Annotated in this window: 17 protein-coding genes and 2 pseudogenes; 18 read left to right on the top strand and 1 reads right to left on the bottom strand. The window is 37.9% G+C overall.

Going from position 1 to position 20,239, the window contains the following annotated elements:
• The first annotated feature begins 9 nt into the window (after window positions 1–9).
• The 6 genes from pheT to HMPREF2644_RS07135 all read left to right on the top strand — a co-directional run bounded on the left by pheT (window position 10) and on the right by HMPREF2644_RS07135 (window position 5,454).
• The gene (gene pheT / locus HMPREF2644_RS07160) at window positions 10–2,397 is read left to right on the top strand and encodes a phenylalanine--tRNA ligase subunit beta (RefSeq protein WP_011272568.1); all 2,388 of its coding nucleotides are present in this window, start codon (window positions 10–12) and stop codon (window positions 2,395–2,397) included.
• Window position 2,398: 1 nt separating this feature from the next.
• A complete protein-coding gene (locus HMPREF2644_RS07155; protein ID WP_005652847.1) occupies window positions 2,399–2,689 on the top strand; it encodes an integration host factor subunit alpha in 291 nt (96 codons plus the stop codon).
• Window positions 2,690–2,741: 52 nt separating this feature from the next.
• A complete protein-coding gene (locus tag HMPREF2644_RS07150) occupies window positions 2,742–3,227 on the top strand; it encodes an NlpC/P60 family protein (RefSeq protein ID WP_011272569.1) in 486 nt (161 codons plus the stop codon).
• A 65-nt stretch (window positions 3,228–3,292) separates the two neighbouring features.
• On the top strand, window positions 3,293–4,246 hold the full coding sequence (locus HMPREF2644_RS07145; protein WP_005650362.1) for a helix-turn-helix transcriptional regulator: 954 nt from the start codon (window positions 3,293–3,295) through the stop codon (window positions 4,244–4,246).
• A 58-nt stretch (window positions 4,247–4,304) separates the two neighbouring features.
• Window positions 4,305–4,760 carry a 5' nucleotidase, NT5C type gene (locus tag HMPREF2644_RS07140; protein ID WP_005650363.1) on the top strand — a complete coding sequence of 152 codons (456 nt, stop codon included), beginning with the start codon at window positions 4,305–4,307 and terminating at the stop codon, window positions 4,758–4,760.
• Window positions 4,744–5,454, top strand: a complete 711-nt coding sequence (locus HMPREF2644_RS07135; protein ID WP_011272571.1) for an SIR2 family NAD-dependent protein deacylase — start codon at window positions 4,744–4,746, stop codon at window positions 5,452–5,454. Before HMPREF2644_RS07140 ends, HMPREF2644_RS07135 begins: the two co-directional genes overlap by 17 nt.
• Before the next feature lie 48 nt (window positions 5,455–5,502).
• Here HMPREF2644_RS07135 and rhuM read toward each other — a convergent pair whose 3' ends face one another.
• Window positions 5,503–6,501, bottom strand: a complete 999-nt coding sequence (gene rhuM, locus HMPREF2644_RS07130; protein ID WP_038441270.1) for a virulence RhuM family protein/type II toxin-antitoxin system death-on-curing family toxin — start codon at window positions 6,499–6,501, stop codon at window positions 5,503–5,505.
• Window positions 6,502–6,719: 218 nt separating this feature from the next.
• Between rhuM and HMPREF2644_RS07125 the strand changes: the two genes are divergently transcribed.
• From HMPREF2644_RS07125 to recD, 12 genes and pseudogenes are all read left to right on the top strand, one after another.
• Window positions 6,720–6,920, top strand: coding sequence for a DNA translocase FtsK (locus HMPREF2644_RS07125; RefSeq protein ID WP_005657409.1), 201 nt, complete (start codon window positions 6,720–6,722; stop codon window positions 6,918–6,920).
• A pseudogene (locus tag HMPREF2644_RS07120) lies at window positions 6,917–7,761 on the top strand (NAD-dependent deacetylase). Before HMPREF2644_RS07125 ends, HMPREF2644_RS07120 begins: the two are co-directional and overlap by 4 nt.
• Window positions 7,761–8,522, top strand: a complete 762-nt coding sequence (locus HMPREF2644_RS07115; protein WP_011961976.1) for a PP2C family protein-serine/threonine phosphatase — start codon at window positions 7,761–7,763, stop codon at window positions 8,520–8,522. Before HMPREF2644_RS07120 ends, HMPREF2644_RS07115 begins: the two are co-directional and overlap by 1 nt.
• Window positions 8,523–8,599: 77 nt before the next feature.
• Window positions 8,600–9,574, top strand: a complete 975-nt coding sequence (locus tag HMPREF2644_RS07110) for a restriction endonuclease (RefSeq protein WP_011272575.1) — start codon at window positions 8,600–8,602, stop codon at window positions 9,572–9,574.
• A 76-nt stretch (window positions 9,575–9,650) separates the two neighbouring features.
• Entirely contained in the window at window positions 9,651–11,702 is a 2,052-nt protein-coding gene (locus HMPREF2644_RS07105) for an AAA family ATPase (protein ID WP_044329987.1), read from the top strand.
• A gap of 7 nt (window positions 11,703–11,709) precedes the next feature.
• Window positions 11,710–12,159 (top strand): annotated as a pseudogene (locus tag HMPREF2644_RS07100) (sulfatase/phosphatase domain-containing protein); the annotation flags it as partial.
• A gap of 81 nt (window positions 12,160–12,240) precedes the next feature.
• Window positions 12,241–13,053, top strand: coding sequence for a D-hexose-6-phosphate mutarotase (locus HMPREF2644_RS07095; protein WP_011272579.1), 813 nt, complete (start codon window positions 12,241–12,243; stop codon window positions 13,051–13,053).
• A 132-nt stretch (window positions 13,054–13,185) separates the two neighbouring features.
• A complete protein-coding gene (infC, locus tag HMPREF2644_RS07090; protein ID WP_010869182.1) occupies window positions 13,186–13,728 on the top strand; it encodes a translation initiation factor IF-3 in 543 nt (180 codons plus the stop codon).
• A gap of 210 nt (window positions 13,729–13,938) precedes the next feature.
• Complete coding sequence (gene rpmI, locus HMPREF2644_RS07085; protein WP_005596065.1) at window positions 13,939–14,136, top strand: 50S ribosomal protein L35; 198 nt, start codon at window positions 13,939–13,941, stop codon at window positions 14,134–14,136.
• Window positions 14,137–14,201: 65 nt separating this feature from the next.
• Window positions 14,202–14,555, top strand: coding sequence for a 50S ribosomal protein L20 (rplT, locus tag HMPREF2644_RS07080; RefSeq protein WP_005596075.1), 354 nt, complete (start codon window positions 14,202–14,204; stop codon window positions 14,553–14,555).
• 112 nt (window positions 14,556–14,667) lie between these two features.
• A complete protein-coding gene (recB, locus tag HMPREF2644_RS07075) occupies window positions 14,668–18,303 on the top strand; it encodes an exodeoxyribonuclease V subunit beta (RefSeq protein WP_038441267.1) in 3,636 nt (1,211 codons plus the stop codon).
• Window positions 18,303–20,225, top strand: coding sequence for an exodeoxyribonuclease V subunit alpha (recD, locus tag HMPREF2644_RS07070; protein WP_070828348.1), 1,923 nt, complete (start codon window positions 18,303–18,305; stop codon window positions 20,223–20,225). Before recB ends, recD begins: the two co-directional genes overlap by 1 nt.
• Window positions 20,226–20,239 lie beyond the last annotated feature (14 nt).

Genomic DNA, 20,239 nt, shown 5'->3' with positions numbered 1-20,239 from the left:
TAACAACAAATGAAATTTAGTGAACAGTGGGTAAGAGAATGGGTGAACCCTGCGGTGTCCACCGAGCAATTATGCGAGCAAATTACCATGCTTGGCTTAGAAGTAGATGGCGTGGAAAGCGTTGCGGGTACATTTAATGGTGTCGTTGTTGGTGAAGTAGTGGAATGTGCACAACATCCAGATGCAGATAAATTACGTGTAACTAAAGTGAACGTAGGCGGTGATCGTTTATTGGATATCGTGTGTGGCGCAGCAAATTGTCGTCAAGGCTTAAAAGTGGCTTGTGCAACAGAAGGTGCGGTATTACCTGGCGATTTCAAAATTAAGAAAACGAAATTACGTGGTCAGCCATCAGAAGGGATGCTTTGTTCATTTTCTGAATTAGGTATTGATGTTGAAGCGGATGGTATTATTGAATTGCCACTTGATGCACCAATTGGTACTGATTTACGTGAATATTTAGCTTTAGATGATAATGCCATCGAAATTAGCTTAACGCCAAACCGTGCAGATTGTTTGAGCATCGCAGGTATTGCGCGTGAAATTGGTGTGGTAAATAAACAACTCGTAAATCAACCGCACTTTGAAGCAGTGCCAGCAACAATTTCTGATAAAGTTCAAATTGATTTACAAGCACCAGAAGCTTGCCCGCGTTATTTATTACGTGTGATAAAGAACGTCAATGTAAAAGCACCATCGCCAATGTGGATGCAAGAAAAATTGCGTCGCTGTGGTATTCGTTCTATCGATCCTATTGTCGATATTACTAACTATATTTTGCTTGAGTTCGGTCAGCCAATGCACGCGTTTGATGCAGCTAAAGTTACACAACCTGTTCAAGTTCGTTTCGCGAAAGAGGGGGAAGAATTAGTATTATTAGATGGCTCAACCGCAAAACTTCAATCAAATACGTTATTAATTGCTGACCAAAATGGGCCTTTAGCAATGGCAGGGATCTTTGGTGGTGCAACCAGTGGCGTGAATAGTGAAACGAAAGATGTGATTTTAGAATCCGCATTTTTCGCTCCATTAGCGATTGCAGGCCGTGCAAGACAATATGGTTTACATACTGATGCATCGCACCGTTTTGAACGTGGTGTGGATTTTGAATTAGCCCGTAAAGCAATGGAACGAGCAACCACATTATTACTTGAAATCTGTGGTGGTGAAGCGGGTGAGATTTGTGAAGCAAGCAGTGAAACTCATCTTCCTAAAGTCAATACAGTTCAACTTCGCCGTAGTAAATTAGATGCACTTTTAGGTCATCATATTGAAACAGGAAGCGTAACGGAAATTTTCCACCGTCTTGGTTTCGATGTTACTTATGCAAATGATATTTGGACGGTAACTTCTGCAAGCTGGCGTTTTGATATTGAAATCGAAGAAGATTTAATTGAAGAAGTGGCGCGTATTTATGGTTATAACAGCATTCCAAACAATGCGCCATTAGCGCATCTCCGCATGCGTGAGCACAAAGAATCTGATTTAGATTTAGCTCGAATTAAGACCGCACTTGTGGATGCAGATTATCAAGAAGCTATTACTTATAGCTTTGTGGATCCAAAAATTCAAAGTTTATTACATCCACATAAAGAAGCACTTGTATTGCCAAACCCAATTTCTGTGGAAATGTCCGCAATGCGCGTGTCTTTAATCAGCGGTTTATTAGGTGCAGTGCTTTATAACCAAAATCGCCAACAATCCCGTGTTCGTTTATTTGAAACAGGATTACGTTTTGTGCCAGATGCCAATGCTGAATTTGGCGTGCGTCAAGAATTTGTTTTAAGTGCGGTGATTACTGGAACGGCAAAATCTGAACATTGGGCAGGTAAAGCAGAGTCTGTAGATTTCTTTGATCTTAAAGGCGATTTAGAATCAGTACTTTCTTTAACAGAAGGTGGTAATAGAGTTCGTTTTGTTGCAAAACAATTTGATGCATTACACCCTGGCCAATCTGCTGCTATTGAATTAGATGGTCAAGAAATTGGTTTTATTGGTGCAATTCATCCATCTATTAGTCAAAAACTTGGCTTAAATGGCAAAACGTTTGTATTTGAAATTCTTTGGAATGCAATTGCGGCACGTAATGTGGTGCAAGCAAAAGAAATTTCTAAATTCCCAGCAAACCGTCGTGATTTAGCTTTAGTCGTCGCGGATAGCGTACCAGCAGGGGAATTAATCGCAGCATGTAAACAAGCAGGTGGCGAAAAATTGGTGCAAGTGAACTTGTTCGATGTATATCAAGGTGTGGGCGTCGCTGAAGGCTATAAGAGTTTAGCGATTAGCTTGACTGTCCAAGATAATGAAAAAACACTTGAAGATGAAGAAATTAATGCAGTGATTTCAGCAGTATTAGCGGAGGTAAAACAACGCTTTAATGCTGAATTAAGGGATTAATATGGCTACGATAACTAAACTTGATATTATTGAATATTTAAGCGATAAATATCACTTATCTAAACAAGATACGAAAAATGTGGTGGAGAACTTTTTGGAAGAGATCCGCTTATCGCTAGAATCTGGTCAAGATGTGAAATTATCAGGATTTGGTAATTTTGAATTACGCGATAAGTCATCTCGCCCAGGGCGTAACCCAAAAACAGGTGATGTTGTGCCAGTTTCTGCTCGCCGAGTAGTGACATTTAAACCTGGGCAAAAGTTACGTGCCCGTGTAGAAAAAACTAAATAGTAAGCAACAAAAAGTGCGGTGAATTTCTACCGCACTTTTTATATGAAAAGGTATGAAAGTATATAAATCATTTTTAATCGCTACTGCCTCGCTGTTTTTATTCGCTTGTTCCAGTTTTCAAAACGATGATTATGCGATGAACTATAAAGGTCAAATCGGCGATCCTATTATGGCCATAGCCATGTTGAGCGAACAACAACATGAATGGGCTGGTACACCTTATGTGCTCGGCGGCGTTTCTCGTCGTGGGGTAGATTGTTCTGGTTTTGTGCAGAAAACTTTCTTCGATCGTTTTAATCTTCGTTTGCCTAGAAGCACTGTTGAACAAGCTAATTATGGTAAACATGTACGCAAAGAACATATTCAAACTGGCGATTTAATTTTCTTTAAAACTGGCCGAGGTCCTAATGGTTATCATGTGGGGATTTATGTAAAAGAAGATAAATTCCTTCATGCTTCCACCAGAGGGGGAGTCGTCTATTCTTCAATGAATAACCCTTATTGGTCGAAAGCCTTCTGGCAAGTCAGACGGATTTAAAAAGTATAATGCTGGAATTTTCCAGCATTTTTTATAATGATTTTTTTCAAATTAGGGAGATAAAAATGCCCTCAAACTTAACCGCACTTCAAATTCAACTTGAAATTTTACGCCTTATTCCAAAAACTCGTTTTATTACCGCAGAAGAAATCTTACAAAAACTTGCTGATATTGGTGTTCAACGTGATATTCGTTCAATCCAACGCCTGCTAGAAAGTTTGTCTCAACAGTTTGAAATTGAGCGAGATATGCGTGATAAACCTTATGGATATCGATGGAAATCAAATGCTAAAGGCTTGGATTTACCGATTTTAAATGAACAGCAATCACTTGTGCTTATGCTTGCTAAACAATATCTCAATGGCATTTTGCCTTCTAGCATTATGAACTCAATGGAGGCGTTCTTTCAACAGGCCGAATATAATTTGGTTTATGACAGCCATAAAAAATCAGGGGCAGAATGGCTTAATAAAGTTGCTATTGCACCAACTAGTCAGCCGTTATTACCTGCCAAAATCAATCCAGAAATTTTTTCTCAAATTAGTACCGCACTTTATCAAAATCGATTTTTACAGGTGCATTATCGGAGTATTCACGGTAAAGAACATAAGGCACAGGTCAAGCCATTGGCTTTGGTTCAACAAGGACCAAGTAGCTATTTAGTCGCACAATATGAGAATGGCGATATTTTACACCTTGCTTTGCATCGCTTGCTTAAGGTAACAGTGAGTACAATGATATTTGAACGCCCTGATTTTAATTTGAAATCTTATGTAGAAAGCCAAAAGTTTGGTTTTACCTATGGTCGAAAAATTCGATTAACTTTCCGCATTAATAAAGATATTGGTGGATTTTTAACAGAAACACCATTATCAATGGATCAAACAGTAAAAGATTGTGGCACTGAATATGAAATTTCCGCTACCGTGATTAAGAGCGCTATGCTGGAATGGTGGATAGCCCATTTTGGTGAAGATTACCAAGAAATTGACCGCACTTATTTAGACGAAAATGCCTAACGACATAAATTGTCGCTTCATCTTTTATCATTAAGCCATCAACAGAGAGGGCATTAAAATGAAGAAAATTGTTTATATTGATATGGATAATGTGATGGTAGATTTTCCATCAGGTATTGCAAAACTAGATGATAAAACCAAGCGAGAATATGAAGGTCGATATGATGAAGTCGAGGGCATTTTTAGCTTAATGGAACCTATGCCGAATGCGATTTCTGCGGTGCATAAATTGATGAAAAAATATCATATTTATGTGCTTTCTACTGCGCCTTGGCATAATCCTTCTGCTTGGAGTGATAAAGTAAAATGGATTCAACATTATTTCGGTGAAGAAAAAGGTTCAGCCTTATATAAACGATTGATTTTATCCCATCATAAAAATCTCAACCAAGGTGATTATTTAATTGATGATCGCACTAAAAATGGTGCTGGCAAATTTCAAGGCGAGCATGTTCATTTTGGTACAGAACAGTTTGCTAATAAAAGGAGCCTGAAAAATGACAGAGAAAAATAAACCAATTTGCGTGGTATTAACGGGAGCTGGCATTAGTGCCGAAAGTGGAATTCCAACTTTTAGATCGGAAGATGGTTTGTGGGCAGGGCATAAAGTAGAAGAAGTTTGTACGCCCGAAGCCTTGCAAAAGAACCGTGCGAAAGTGCTTGATTTCTATAACCAACGCCGTAAAAATGCGGCAGCAGCTAAGCCAAACGCTGCGCATCTCGCCTTAGTTGAACTAGAAAAAGCCTATGATGTGAGAATCATCACGCAAAATGTGGATGATTTACATGAACGTGCCGGCAGCTCGAAGGTGTTGCATTTACACGGTGAATTAAATAAAGCTCGCAGTAGCTTTGATGAAAGTTATATTGTGGATTGTTTTGGTGATCAGAAATTAGAAGATAAAGATCCAAATGGACACCCAATGCGCCCTTACATCGTCTTTTTTGGTGAAATGGTGCCGATGCTAGAACGAGCGGTTGATATTGTGGAACAAGCAGATGTTGTGTTAGTGATTGGCACTTCTTTACAAGTGTATCCAGCCAATGGCTTAGTCAATGAAGCCCCAAGAAAAGCGCCAATTTATCTGATTGATCCTAACCCAAATACAGGATTTGTTCGTAAGCAAGTTATTGCAATCAAAGAAAAAGCAGGCGAGGGTGTGCCAAAAGTGGTGGCAGAGTTATTAGAGAACACCAAAAACTCATAGAAAAATGACCGCACTTTTTAAACAAATAGCGACTTCGGTCGCTATTTATCATTTTTTCTCTTGCTTAAGCATATGCATAATAAGCCTAATAAGCGTTTCTTTTTGTTTCGGATCAGATTCAGCAACTAATAAAGTGAGCGCGGCAAGCCCAGTATCATTGATAACTGGGTATCCATTATGATCAAACAAACGCCCATTTCTATGTAAGAAATCTACAAATAAAAATGCGCCGCTACGTTTATTACCATCTGAAAAAGGATGATTCTTGACGACAAAATAAAGTAAATGCGCCGCTTTTGCTTCAATGCTTGGATAAGCAGGTTCACCAAATACACTTTGATCTAAATTACCTAGAATCGCAGATAAGCCGTTATCTCGTTCACGTCCAAAGAGATCACTTGCTTCACCTTTTGTCATCAGCTGTGATTTTAACTCTGCTAGTGCAGAAAAAGCCTCAGCATAAGTCGGTAATGTACCGCCTTGCTGTGTTTGTGGTTCGGCAAGTAAACCTTCATCATATTGTTGTAGCCATAAAAACGTATGCGTATAACGGCTGACAATATCCACTAATCCGCGACCGCTTTCTAGCGTTAATTCCGATGAATTTGCCGTTTTTTGAATAAGCGCAAGTGCTTGTTCTAATTCGTGAGCATTTTGCTGTAAACGTTTTTGGTTAATGGTATAGCCTTGAGTCAGATATTCTTTTAAACGTGCAGTTGCCCAACGGCGGAAACTAATGCCTTGTTTAGATTTTACTCTATAGCCAACAGAGATAATCATATCTAAATCATAATGCTCAATTTCACGATTGACTTGGCGTTTACCTTCTTGGCGAACTATCCGGAATTTCCGGATAGTTGATTCTTTCTCAAGTTCTTCGTCATCAAATATATTGGTAATGTGCTCATTGATGGTGCGAATATCTTTACCAAATAACATAGCCATCTGCGCTTGGGAAAGCCAAACGGTGTCATTTTCAAATCTCACTTCCACTTGCGTTGTGCCATCTTGAGTTTGGTAAATTTCAATCGGGTTTTGGTTATTCATATTATTTTCCTTAATAACTAACATGTATATATAACCAGATAAATATGCATATTGCAATACAGAGCATCTTATTTGCAAAAAATCTTCTAAAAATAACCGCTTTCAATATTCACAAACGACACAAGTTGTCGCTTCCTTTCATATAATTTCTCCATAAAGAGAAATTCTTTACTTCTTACATATTTATAAAGCCTTTAATTAAGAAAAAGGAGCAAATAATGGCAATGAAAGTAATTATGGCAAGAGATCCACTTTTTGAGGATGTAAAAAAATATGTGCAACAACAAAAATTTGCATCTTGCTCAATGATTCAACGCAGATTTATGTTGGGTTTTAATCGAGCTGGGCAAATTTTAGAACAGTTGGAACAAGCGGGTATTATTTCATCAATGAAAAATGGGCAGAGAAAAGTATTATGAAAAATGATTTGAATTATGCAGTGGAACTTATCCGCAAAGCGGATGGCATTTTAATTACAGCTGGTGCGGGTATGAGCGTGGATTCTGGGCTTCCCGATTTCCGCAGCGTTGGCGGATTTTGGAATGCTTATCCTATGTTTAAAGAACATAATATATCTTTTGAAGAGATCGCAACGCCACTAGCTTATAAGCATAATCAGGAACTAGCCTATTGGTTTTATGGGCATCGATTAGTTCAATACCGAAATACTCTTCCTCACGAAGGGTATCAGATTTTAAAATGCTGGGCGGGAGATAAACCTCATGGATATTTTGTTTTTACCAGTAATGTTGATGGGCATTTTCAAAAGGCTGGTTTTAATGATAGCCATGTTTATGAAGTACATGGTACTTTGGAGCGTCTTCAATGTGTCAATAATTGTCGAGGATTAAGTTGGTCTGCATCAAGTTTTCAACCTGTCGTGGATAATGAAAACTTATGTTTAACCAGTGAAAAACCACATTGTCCTTATTGTGGGGGCTTTGCTCGTCAAAATGTACTAATGTTTAATGATTGGAGTTATGCAAGTCAATATCAGGATTTTAAAAAAGTGCGGTTAGAATCGTGGTTAAAAGAAGTGCAAAATCTCGTCGTTATCGAACTGGGAGCAGGAAAAGCCATTCCAACTGTGCGTCGATTTTCTGAACGTACGGCGAAAGCAAAAAAGGGGGGGGTATCCGTATTAACCCACAAGATGCAGGCGTGCCGAAAATGCACTTTTTAAGTCTAGAAATGAAAGCGTTAGATGCACTAAAAGCGATTGATCGCCTTCTAAATCCTTCTCAACAAGCGGTTGAATAATGGAAAATTTTTGCGAAATTACCTTTTGCCAACAAATTGGCAGCAACAAGCGACGCAACCAAGATGCCCTTTTTAATGGCGAGGCGGTGTTTCAATATAAACTCAAAACGGCTGAAAAACGCCTTGAAAACCGACCGCACTTTATTGTGGGCGTGGCAGATGGTATTTCTAATAGCAACCGACCTGAAAAAGCGAGCAAATTGGCTATGCAATTATTAAGCCAAATGGAAAGTATAAACCGTCAAACGATCTACGATTTACAATCCAGTTTATCAGCAGAATTAGCTGAGGATTATTTTGGTTCGGCGACCACATTTGTGGCTGCCGAAATTGATCAAATAACCCGTAAAGCGAAAATTCTCAGCGTAGGCGATAGTCGTGCTTATTTAATTGATGCCCAAGGAAAATGGCAACAAATCACCCAAGATCATTCTATTCTTTCTGAATTATTGACTGATTTCCCCGATAAAAAAGAAGAAGATTTTGCCACGATTTATGGCGGCGTTTCTTCTTGTTTAGTCGCCGATTATTCCGAATTTCAAGATAAAATTTTTTATCAAGAAATTGAAATTCAGCAAGGGGAAAGTTTATTACTTTGTTCTGACGGCTTGACCGACGGGCTTTCAGATGAAATGCGCGAAAAAATTTGGCAGAAATATCCCGATGATAAATATCGCCTTACGGTTTGCCGCAAGATGATTGAGAAGCAATCGTTTTCGGATGATTTGTCGGTAGTTTGTTGTCATTCTATTATTGAGTAAAAAATATGTTTAAATTGTTTTTTTTTTGCTCAATTATCTATAATTCGGTGAATTTTAACTAGAAATAAGGAAAAACTATGTTTGAAAAAATTGAACCTACTAATATTCGTTTTATTAAATTAGGCATAAAAGGATGTTGGGAAAAAGATTGTATTGATAAAAATAGTACAGCAAGTACAAAAAATACGATTCGTCTTGGCTATGAATCTACATCAGAGATTCACAAAGAATGTTTGAATAATCAATGGGATAGTTGTATTGAATATTGTAAAACTTATTGGAGTGACCATACAGGAACTGTTTCAAATCACTTGAGACAAATTCAAGATTTTTATCAACTTGGGGAAGATACACTTTGGATCACCTTCTTTGGACGTAAATTATATTGGGCTTTTTGCAGTAAAGAGGTTGTTGAGGAAAGCGATGGTTCTAGAACAAGAAAAGTTATTAGTAACAATGGGAATTGGTCTTGCGTTGATGCTAACGGTAAAGAGCTTTTAGTCGATAATCTTGATGGTAGAGTAACAAAGGTCCAAGCCTATAGAGGGACGATTTGTGGTGTTGAGATGGAGGACTATTTAATACGTCGTATAAATGGTGAAGTTATTGAGGAAATTACAGAAGCGAAAGAGGCGTATGAAACATTAATTAAATCAGTTGAAAAATTAATTAAAGGTTTATGGTGGAGTGACTTTGAACTTTTAACGGATCTTGTTTTTTCTAAATTAGGATGGCAACGATACTCTGTTTTAGGTAAAACGGAGAAAGGAATAGATCTTGATTTGTATTCGTCTTCAACGCAGAAGAGAGTATTTGTGCAAATTAAGTCAGATACGGATATTAAACAATTAGACGAATATGTTTCGAACTTTGAAAGTGAATATAAAAACTATGGTTATTCAGAAATGTATTACGTATATCATTCTGGTTTAGAAAACATAGATGAAAAACAATATCAAGCTAAAGGAATTAAGCTTGTAAATGGCCGAAAAATGGCAGAGCTTGTAATTAGTGCTGGTTTAGTTGAATGGTTGATTAACAAACGTTCTTAAAACTATCCTTAACGACACCTTTTGTCGCACTACTCACTAAAATACTCCTTACCAACCCAGTAAGGAGTATTTTTTTATGTCTGAATATAAATTAAACCCACCGACAGTGTCTTCTTATACTGAAAATATGATGCTTAAAGTTTTATTTGAGCATAAAGGTTTTTCCGAAGTGTTTCGGGAGACTAGCTGGCGAAGTGATGAAATTGCCAGTGCATTTGGGCTGCCTGAAGAATTAGAGAATGATAAAAATTTACGCACGGTTGCTCGTCGGCTTTTAAAAGAGCGGTATAAAAAACTCCAAAAATCCACCGCACTTTTACCTGAGTTATGGAAACAGGCGTATGAAAATTTGGCAACGTTGGCAGAATTTTTGCAACTGAATCCCGTTGAACAGGAACTTCTCCGCTTTGCCATGCATTTACGTAGTGAAGGAGCTATGCGAGATTTGTTTGGCTACTTGCCGAAATCGGATTTACAAAGAACGGCTGCGATCATGGCGGATTTACTTAAACAGCCGAAAAATCAGATTCTATCTGCCTTAAAGAAAGGCAGTAAACTCGATGCTTATGGCCTGATTGATCGCGATTATCGCCCCGATAGTGTGCATGATTATTTAGATTGGGGCGAAACCTTAGATTTTGATGAATTTGTGACACAACCATTAAACGAAAACGTCCTATTAAAATCTTGTACGGAAGTCGCTCAAGTGCCAAGTCTGCAACTGGATGATTTTGACCATATTGCCGGCATGAAAGAGATGATGTTGACTTATTTGCAACAAGCACTAAAACATCATCGAAAAGGCGTGAATCTTTTAATTTATGGCGTGCCTGGCACTGGTAAAACAGAATTCGCCGGGTTGCTTGCACAGGCGTTGGGGATTTCGGCGTATAACATTACTTACATGGATTCTGACGGAGATGTTGTGGAGGCAGAGCAACGCCTGAACTACAGTCGTCTTGCTCAAACGCTATTGAACGGCAAGCAGGCGCTTTTAATTTTTGATGAAATTGAAGATGTGTTTAACGGCTCGTTTATGGAGCGTTCTGTTGCACAAAAAAATAAAGCGTGGACAAATCAGTTATTGGAAAACAATAACGTGCCGATGATTTGGTTATCTAACTCTGTTTCGGGCATAGATCCTGCTTTTTTACGCCGCTTTGATTTTATTTTAGAAATGCCAGATTTGCCGTTGAAAAATAAGTCAGCACTGATTACGCAACTGACTGAGGGAAAATTAAGTCCGGCCTATGTGCAGCATTTTGCTAAAGTGCGGTCATTAACGCCGGCGATTTTAAGCCGCACAATTCGGGTGGCAAAGGAACTCAATACATCAAATTTTGCTGAGACTTTGCTCATGATGTTTAATCAAACGTTAAAATCGCAAAATAAACCGAAAATTGAACCGCTTGTTTTAGGCAAAGCCGACTACAACTTGGATTATGTGGCTTGTAACGACAATATTCATCGTATTAGTGAAGGGTTAAAACGGTCGAAAAAAGGGCGAATTTGTTGCTATGGCCCGCCGGGAACAGGAAAAACTGCTTGGGCAGCGTGGCTTGCGGAACAGTTGGACATGCCGCTATTGCTAAGACAAGGCTCAGATTTACTTAATCCTTATGTGGGCGGGACAGAACAAAATATTGCTCAAGCCTTTGAACAAGCGAAAGCCGATAATGCAATATTGGTGCTAGATGAAGTAGATACGTTCTTATTTTCTAGAGAAGGCGCAAATCGAAGCTGGGAGCGTTCGCAAGTGAATGAAATGCTAACACAAATTGAACGCTTTGAGGGCCTGATGGTGGTATCAACAAATTTAATTGAGGTTCTTGATCACGCAGCTTTACGCCGTTTTGATTTAAAATTGAAGTTTGATTATTTAACGCTCAAACAACGCTTAGATTTTGCTAAACAACAAGCAGAAATTTTAGGATTGCCGTTGTTATCGGAAGAGGATTTAAGTCAGATTGAATCGCTTAATCTGCTGACACCAGGGGATTTTGCTGCAGTGGCTCGTCGTCACCAATTTTCCCCTTTTCACAAGGTGCAAGATTGGCTGATGGCACTACAAGGGGAATGTGAAGTGAAACCAGCGTTTTCTGCAACGACAAGGCGGATAGGGTTCTAAACAGCCATACAACATTCCGATGATTATCAAAGATCCAAACTCTGATCGTGTAAATCAAGAAGATGATAACCTTGTTTATCTTCACGACTTAACTTCAACAGTCTTTGATTTAGCCAATCAAAAAGTGCCAGAAAGTTTTGAAGGGCAGAGCATTCTTCCGATTATGCGCCAACACCAAGATAACCAACGAAAAGGTGTACTTGGTCAGCTTGCGGGGCATTTTGTGTATTTTGAACAGCGTATGTGGCGTCGTAAAGATTACAAACTCGTATTTAATGCGACTGATGTTTGCGAACTTTACAATATCCGTAACGATCCAGAAGAAATGCACAATTTGTTTTATGATCCTCAATATAACAGAATCAAAAAAGAGATGTTGGAAGAAATTCGTGCAGAGATGAAACGTCTGAATGACCCACTGGAAAATTGGGTTTATCGAATTATTGACGAAATTTAATCAAAGTCGTAGATTAAGGGCGTATCTGATACGCCCTTTGTTATCTCTGCACCTTATTTATCTTTTAAAATAGGAATAAACATGAAAACAACATTACTAAAAACACTGACACCAGAACTTCATCTTGTTCAACATAATGATATTCCCATTCTTTATCTAAAACACGCTGTTGGAACAGCAAAAATTTCCCTGCAAGGGGCACAGCTTATCAGTTGGAAACCGCAAAATGCGAAGCAAGATGTATTATGGCTAAGTGAAGTAGAGCCATTCAAAAATGGCAATGCTATTCGTGGTGGTGTACCGATTTGCTATCCTTGGTTTGGTGGCGTAAAACAACCTGCGCACGGCACAGCTCGTATTCGTTTATGGCAGTTAAGCCATTATGATATTTCAGCCCATAAAGTGCGGTTAGAATTTGAGTTGTTTTCTGATTTAAATATTATCGAAGCGAAAATTGCTATGGTATTTACAGACAAATGTCATTTAACTTTTACCCATTATGGCGAAGAATCAGCCCAAGCAGCATTACATACCTATTTTAATATTGGGGATATTAATCAAGTGGAAGTACAAGGTTTACCTGAAACTTGTTTTAATAGCTTAAACCAACAACAAGAAAATGTTCCGTCACCGCGTCACATTTCTGAAAATGTTGATTGCGTTTATTCCGCAGAAAACATGCAGAATCAAATCCTAGATAAAAGTTTCAATCGTACAATTGCACTGCATCATCATAATGCAAGTCAATTTGTCCTTTGGAATCCTTGGCACAAAAAGACGAGTGGAATGAGTGAAACTGGCTATCAAACGATGTTGTGCTTAGAAACTGCACGCATTCATCACTTACTTGAATTTGGCGAAAGTTTAAGCGTGGAAATTTCGCTTAAAGGCTAAATTTTGTTGCATAAGTGGTGTGAATACTATAGAATTCGTGGGATTTTGCTCGTTTCTCGCGGGCAACAAATTTGAAATCTTTTATTTTTAGCGAAAAGATTTTTACTATTAACCAATAGAAGGAATACGATTATTAAAACCGTAAAAAAAGCACCGGCAGTAAATCGCCCAAACCGTATCAATGAAGAGATTCGTGTAAAAGAAGTTCGTTTAATTGACCAAAATGGTGAACAGGCAGGGATTGTTTCTATTCAACAAGCCCTAGAAATGGCAGAACAAGCAGAGCTTGATCTTGTTGAAATTAGCCCAAATGCAGAGCCGCCGGTTTGTCGCATTATGAACTACGGTAAATTCCTTTACGAAAAAAGTAAAACCGCTAAAGAACAAAAGAAAAAACAAAAAGTTGTGCAAGTTAAGGAAATTAAATTCCGCCCTGGCACAGACGAAGGTGACTATCAAGTTAAATTACGCAGCTTAATCCGTTTCTTAGAAGACGGTGACAAAGCGAAAATTACCGTGCGTTTCCGCGGTCGTGAAATGGCTCATCAAGACATCGGTTTAGATGTATTAGAGCGCGTAAAAAATGATTTAGCTGAAATTTCAGTGGTTGAATCTGCACCAGGTAAATTAGAAGGCCGTCAGGCTGTAATGGTGTTAGCACCGAAGAAAAAATAAGAATTTTGCTGAGATTCTTCAGCAAATCTTTTTGTTTAAGTTTGACTTAAATGAAAAGACAACTGCATGTTAGGCACACTACGCAGCCTAACTGCTTTTGAAAAGGCAATTTAATTTGCCTTATGATGGAAATGATCAGTGCTTCCAAGTAACTTTATAAGTTCGCCTGATTATGTTGTTTTAAACGAAAAATGCGGAGTTATTTTAACAATGCCTAAAATCAAAACAGTACGCGGCGCAGCGAAGCGCTTCAAAAAAACTGCTTCTGGTGGTTTCAAGCGTAAACAATCTCACTTACGTCATATTTTGACTAAAAAAACAACTAAACGTAAACGTCATTTACGTCATAAATCAATGGTTGCGAAAGCAGACCAAGTTTTAGTAGTAGCTTGCTTACCATACGCATAAGCCGTTATTTAAGCAAAACGTACGATTAGTTCATTTTAGAAAAATATTACATAGGAGATTAAATAATGGCTCGTGTAAAACGTGGTGTTATTGCAAGAGCACGCCATAAGAAAGTTCTTAAGGCTGCTAAAGGTTATTATGGTGCACGTTCACGCGTGTATCGCGTTGCTTTCCAAGCGGTGATCAAAGCTGGTCAATACGCATATCGTGACCGTCGTCAACGTAAACGTCAATTCCGTCAATTATGGATTGCACGTATCAACGCTGCAGCGCGTCAAAACGGTTTATCTTACAGCAAATTCATCAACGGCTTGAAAAAAGCATCTGTTGAAATCGACCGTAAGATTCTTGCTGATATCGCTGTATTCGACAAAGTAGCGTTTGCTGCATTAGTTGAAAAAGCAAAATCTGCACTTTAATTTTTTAAAGTTTAGATAAAGAAGAATTAGGACGCTGAAAAGCGTCCTTTTTTTGCATTTGTGACTTCAAATTTTGTAAAATGATGCCATTAGTTCTCATCTGTTAAAATCTATGGCCGAAACAATCCCACTGAATCCCATCACGCTACCTTTAAATCAAATTAGCTTAATCGAAGCATCTGCTGGTACGGGAAAAACCTACACTATTGGTTCTTTATATCTCCGACTTTTATTAAAGGCGGGAGAAAATAATTTTTCACGTCCATTAAATGTGGAAGAAATTCTGGTGGTAACCTTTACGGAAATGGCAACAGAAGAACTCAAGAAAAAAATTCGTGAGCGTATAACAGATGCGATTAATAAACTCACTGCCTTTGCTAAAACCCAAGATAAATCCGCATTTAAAAATGATGAATTTCTTACCGCACTTTGTGATAATTTAGATATTTTTGAGGCAATTCATCGCTTAAAGTTAGCTGAACAAAATATGGATCTGGCGGCGATTTATACCATTCACGGTTTTTGTCGCCGTATGTTGATGCAATATGCTTTCCATTCTGGCATTCATTTCAATTTAGAATTAATAAAAGATCAATCTGATTTATTAGTTCGTTTTGCTAATGAATTTTGGCGAGAGCATTTTTATCCGTTGGATTTTGAATCTGCGAATTTTATCGCGACAGAATTAGTATCACCAGCAAAGGTGTTGTCTTTGTTGAAAGCGGATTTAGGTAAAGATTTGCAGGTGGAGATTGAAAATAAACAGGCGTTATCTGTACCAATACAAATCTTTTTACCGCAATATCTTGGTGGTTATCAAAAGGCGTTGAATGAATTAAAGGCATTTTGGTTAGAAAGTGCGGATGAAATTTTAGCGATTATTACCAATGAACTGGAGAAAGATTATCCAAAAGATCAGTTGAAATCGTTAAATCGTAAAAAGTACCAAGTAAAGCGTTTAGGGGATTGGATTAATAAAATCAATCAATGGTCAAATAATCCTAGAGATTATCAAATTAATACCACATTGAAAGACTATTTCCTACAATCATCTATTGAGAAAAATTGCGAAGAATCAACGGATAAAAATAAAGATAAAAAAACCGCAACGCCTTTTTATTCCCCGATTTTTGCAGAGCTTGAAAAGCGCGTTAATGCCTTAATGACACCAGATTTACTAAGCAAACTCACTCTTTATCATTATCGACAAGGCTTACAACAAAAACTTTTAGACTATAAACTAAATCATCAAGAAAAATCCTTTGATGATTTATTGCGTTTGCTTTGTGAAGCCCTGCAAGATGCGCAAGGGGATGAATTAGCGGAAATGATTCGTTTCCAATATCCTTTTGCGATGATTGATGAATTTCAGGATACGGATTCACAACAATACGCTATTTTTTCAAAAATTTATCGTGATAATCCCGAAAAAAATACTGGTTTTATTATGATTGGTGATCCGAAGCAGGCGATTTATCGTTTCCGTGGCGCAGATATTTTTACTTATCTAAAAGCCTCAGACGAAGCCCAATCTCGCTTTGAACTCACTAAAAATTATCGTTCAGAGAAGCATTTGGTTGATGGTGTAAATGCTTTATTCGATTTTCCTCAATCGCCATTTATTTATCAAAATATTAAATTTACTGCTGTTGATTCTCGTGATGATCATCTGCGATTTTATTTAAATGGCAAAGCCGAACCAGCTTATCGTTTTTATCTAACTGAAAGTGACAAAGTGAATAAAACTGAAATGGCAAAAATATGTGCTATTTCTATTCAACATTGGCTAAAAAGTGCGGCTGAAAATCAGGCAGTTTTTCAAAATGAAGATACTCGTAAAACATTGCAAGCGGCAAATATTGCCGTATTAGTGCGTGATAAAAATGAAGCGGCTTTAGTAAAAAATGAATTGCAAAAATTAGGGATCGCGTCAGTTTATCTTTCTGATCAAAATAGCGTATTTGATAGCAATGTTGCGAAAGAATTAGCTTGGGTGCTTAAAGCCTGTTTGAATGTGGCAGAACGTCCAATTTTGAACGCGATTGCGACCGCACTTTTTGGCTTAAATGCAGCGGATATTCATCAAATTCAGCAAAATGAAGCAGATTGGCAACGTTGGGCAGATAGTTTTGCTCAATACCAACAAACTTGGCAACGCCAAGGAATATTGGCAATGTTACATCAAATTTTATTGGAGCAAGGCATTTCAGAACGCTTATTAAGCCAAGCCACGGGCGAGCGAGATTTAACGGATTTCCTACATTTGGCAGAAATTTTACAACAAGCTGCCACGCTACACGAAAGTGAATCGGCATTGCTCAGTTGGTTTGAAAAACAAATTCAAGGCGAAGGTCGTCAAGAGGCTCAAATTCGTTTAGAAAGTGAACGCCAGTTGGTAAAAATAGTGACAATCCATAAATCTAAAGGCTTAGAATATGATTTAGTTTGGCTACCATTTTTAGCTGTGCCGAGCAAAGATCCAAGTAAAAAAGACATCAATATTTATTATTCTAAAGAACGAGATGAAACCTTATGGGATATAGAAAATCGCAATTTAAACGCTCTTTGTGAAGAAACTTTTGCTGAAGAATTACGTTTACTTTATGTGGCTTTAACACGTGCCAAATATCAAATGGCATTCGCGTTGCCTGCACAATTTGATAAAAAATGGAATGCCTTACATTATGTATTAAGCCAAGGTGAAATAGGCAAGGAAATAAATTTGTCGAATTCTAAAGATACCGAGACGTTGTTGCAAGCCTTTAAAGAAAAAATGCGAGATAATGTGGAAATCTGTACTAAGCCAAATCTAGAGGCTTTTCCGGCTTTATCTATCAATACAAAAAATGATGAGCTTAAAGCCGCAGAATTTACGGGCAATATTGAGCAAGATTGGCGAATAACCAGTTTTACTTCAATTGAACAAGGTCATCGCCGACAAAATTATTTCGCTGAAAGTGCGGAGAAAAAACACGCTGTTTTTGATGACGCAAAAGATTACGATAGTCAAAATGCTATTGAAATATCCACCGCACTTTTAAACGAAAATGAATCAAATATTTTAGATTTACCACGAGGTAAACAAGTCGGGACTGCATTGCATCGCCATTTTGAAAATTGCTATTTTTCTGATTTAGCAAATATAGAAGAAATTGACAAATTAAGACAATCCTTACAGTTAGATGAAACTTTTACAGAGCCGCTACAAAATTGGCTACAACAGATTTCACATACGCCACTTTCTCATGAAATAGGAATAGCATTAGCTGATTTGGCAAATAAAGATTGCATTAAAGAAATGCCATTTTATCTGGCTATTTGGGAACATTTTGATGTTGAAGAGTTTAATCGCACATTGAAAGCCCATCATCATTTACCAAGCGAGCCACTTCAATTTGAGCAAATTCAAGGAATGGTGAGAGGTTCAATTGACTTAGTTTTCCGCCATAATGGAAAATATTATCTTATTGATTATAAATCTAATTTCTTAGGTTCAACCCTTGCTGACTACAATCAAGAGGCATTGAAAAAAGAAATGTTACACAGTCACTATGATTGGCAATATTTAATTTATACGCTGGCATTACATCGTTATTTACAAAGCGTTGTGCCTCATTACGATTATGCACGAGATTTCGGCGGGGTATTTTATCTTTTCTTACGTGGAATGAACGGTGAACCACAATCTGGCGTATTTTACGATCGTCCAAGCGTTGAATTAATCACAGAATTAGACGGGGTGTTTTAATGTTATCTGTATTACACAAACTTAAAGAGCAGCGCATTCTTTCTCAAGGTGATTATTATTTTGCTAAGTTGATAGCTGATAAACAATGTCATACGGATTATGCGGAACCAATCAAAAATTTAGCTATATTATTAGCCGCACTTTGTAGTTGGCGTTATACGCAGGGAAATACTTGCAGCCAATTAGATCGCTATTTAGAACATAATTTATTTGGCTTGGCTTATCGCACTACAGAAGAAGACTATTTAGCTGAAATTCGTGAAAAGATTGGTTATTTAGCTGTGGAAGATTGGCAAAATGCGTTGTGCGGGCATATGGCATTTACGCAAGATCCCGTCAATCAAATTGCACCAATGGTATTTCAATTTGGCGCGTTGTATTTCTATCGTACTTGGCAAGATGAATATCGTATCGCGCAATATATAAAAAACACTTTAAAAAAACACCGCACTTTAGCCTTTTCTTATGATGAAATTCATCAAAAATTAGAGAAATATTTCCCTGAAAAACAGGAAAAAACAGATTGGCAAAAAGTGGCAGTGGCGACAGCGATTAAAAGTCCATTTTCGATTATTACGGGTGGCCCAGGAACAGGAAAAACCACGACAGTTACGCGTTTATTGCTCGTTCTACAAGAATTATTTGATTGTAAATTACACATCAAATTGGTTGCACCGACTGGCAAAGCCGCCTCCCGTTTGGAAGAGTCGATTAAAAATGCGTTAGGTTTTATGCAAGAAAAAATGAATGTATCCCATTCACTTTTCAATGCGATTCCACAAAAAGCCAGCACCTTGCATAGTTTACTGGGCGTGAACGCCTTTAATGATTACACGCGCTATAACAGCCATAACCCTTTGCAATTAGATGTGTTAGTTGTCGATGAAACATCAATGATTGATTTGCCGATGATGGTAAAACTTATCAATGCGTTAAAGCCCGAAACCCGATTAATTTTATTAGGCGATCAGGCACAATTAGCCTCTGTTGAGGCGGGGGCTGTATTGGGGGAATTAGCTCAATTTGTTACTCAACCTTATAGTCATGAACAAGTCGCATACTTACTAGCAACAACAGGCTACAAAGTAGAAGGTTCCGATTGTTCAAATCCAATACGTGATTGCTTATGCCATCTAACAGAAAGTTGCCGTTTTGATAAAGATTCAGGCATTGGAAAATTGGCTGAATTCATTCAAAAAGGCAAAGCAGACGATAGCCTTGAGTTATTTGACCATTATCCGCAAGAATTGCACTTTAATGCCCTAAATGATGAAAGCGATGCGGTCAATCAAGTGGTGAAAAGTGCGGTGGAAAATTACCGCACTTTCTTAAAAATGTTGGACGATTTACGTAAACAAAAAATTGATCCTAACGCTAAAAATGAACAAGGCATTTCCTATGCCGAAGCCATTCAAGCGCAATTTAATTCTGTGAGATTTTTAACCGCACTTCGTAATAACAATTTAGGTGTCGAAAATCTCAATAAAGAAATTGCGTTAGCGTTGCGAGAGCAAAAATTGCTTTGGTTCCGTAATGAACAAGATTGGTATATCGGCAAGCCAATTATGATTACTGAAAATGATCATAACGTTCGCCTTTATAACGGCGATATTGGACTATGCTTGGCAAATGGCAAAGTATGGTTTGGCAATCGAGAAGTGCTGACAAACCGAATTCCAGCGCACGAACCCGCTTTTATGATGACGATTCATAAATCTCAAGGTTCCGAATTTGAACACACTGTCATGGTGCTTCCAACAGAAGTAAATCCAGTACTGTCGCGAGAATTAGTTTTCACGGGCGTCACTCGTGCGAAAAAAGAACTCACTGTATTTGCCGATGAAAAAATATGGAAAACAGCGATTCGTCAGACCGTCAAACGCCAGAGCGGATTGGGAAAATTATTGGAAGATTTAAATTAGTAAAAGGCGGTAAA

The sequence above is a fragment of the Haemophilus sp. HMSC071C11 genome (assembly GCF_001837655.1).
GTDB lineage: Bacteria > Pseudomonadota > Gammaproteobacteria > Enterobacterales > Pasteurellaceae > Haemophilus > Haemophilus influenzae.
The sequence above is the reverse complement of the archived record's forward strand: the minus strand, read 5'-3'. Positions and strand labels throughout refer to the sequence as shown.

What these genes read in the sequence shown, in the direction of transcription:
- HMPREF2644_RS07095 (WP_011272579.1), top strand. Translation starts at nt 12,241, where the DNA reads ATGAAAACAACATTACTAAAAACACTGACACCAGAACTTCATCTTGTT.
- HMPREF2644_RS07155 (WP_005652847.1), top strand. Translation starts at nt 2,399, where the DNA reads ATGGCTACGATAACTAAACTTGATATTATTGAATATTTAAGCGATAAA.
- recD (WP_070828348.1), top strand. Translation starts at nt 18,303, where the DNA reads ATGTTATCTGTATTACACAAACTTAAAGAGCAGCGCATTCTTTCTCAA.
- pheT (WP_011272568.1), top strand. Translation starts at nt 10, where the DNA reads ATGAAATTTAGTGAACAGTGGGTAAGAGAATGGGTGAACCCTGCGGTG.
- recB (WP_038441267.1), top strand. Translation starts at nt 14,668, where the DNA reads ATGGCCGAAACAATCCCACTGAATCCCATCACGCTACCTTTAAATCAA.
- rplT (WP_005596075.1), top strand. Translation starts at nt 14,202, where the DNA reads ATGGCTCGTGTAAAACGTGGTGTTATTGCAAGAGCACGCCATAAGAAA.
- HMPREF2644_RS07105 (WP_044329987.1), top strand. Translation starts at nt 9,651, where the DNA reads ATGTCTGAATATAAATTAAACCCACCGACAGTGTCTTCTTATACTGAA.
- HMPREF2644_RS07110 (WP_011272575.1), top strand. Translation starts at nt 8,600, where the DNA reads ATGTTTGAAAAAATTGAACCTACTAATATTCGTTTTATTAAATTAGGC.
- rhuM (WP_038441270.1), bottom strand. Translation starts at nt 6,501, where the DNA reads ATGAATAACCAAAACCCGATTGAAATTTACCAAACTCAAGATGGCACA.
- HMPREF2644_RS07150 (WP_011272569.1), top strand. Translation starts at nt 2,742, where the DNA reads ATGAAAGTATATAAATCATTTTTAATCGCTACTGCCTCGCTGTTTTTA.
- rpmI (WP_005596065.1), top strand. Translation starts at nt 13,939, where the DNA reads ATGCCTAAAATCAAAACAGTACGCGGCGCAGCGAAGCGCTTCAAAAAA.
- HMPREF2644_RS07125 (WP_005657409.1), top strand. Translation starts at nt 6,720, where the DNA reads ATGGCAATGAAAGTAATTATGGCAAGAGATCCACTTTTTGAGGATGTA.
- HMPREF2644_RS07135 (WP_011272571.1), top strand. Translation starts at nt 4,744, where the DNA reads ATGACAGAGAAAAATAAACCAATTTGCGTGGTATTAACGGGAGCTGGC.
- HMPREF2644_RS07140 (WP_005650363.1), top strand. Translation starts at nt 4,305, where the DNA reads ATGAAGAAAATTGTTTATATTGATATGGATAATGTGATGGTAGATTTT.
- HMPREF2644_RS07145 (WP_005650362.1), top strand. Translation starts at nt 3,293, where the DNA reads ATGCCCTCAAACTTAACCGCACTTCAAATTCAACTTGAAATTTTACGC.
- HMPREF2644_RS07115 (WP_011961976.1), top strand. Translation starts at nt 7,761, where the DNA reads ATGGAAAATTTTTGCGAAATTACCTTTTGCCAACAAATTGGCAGCAAC.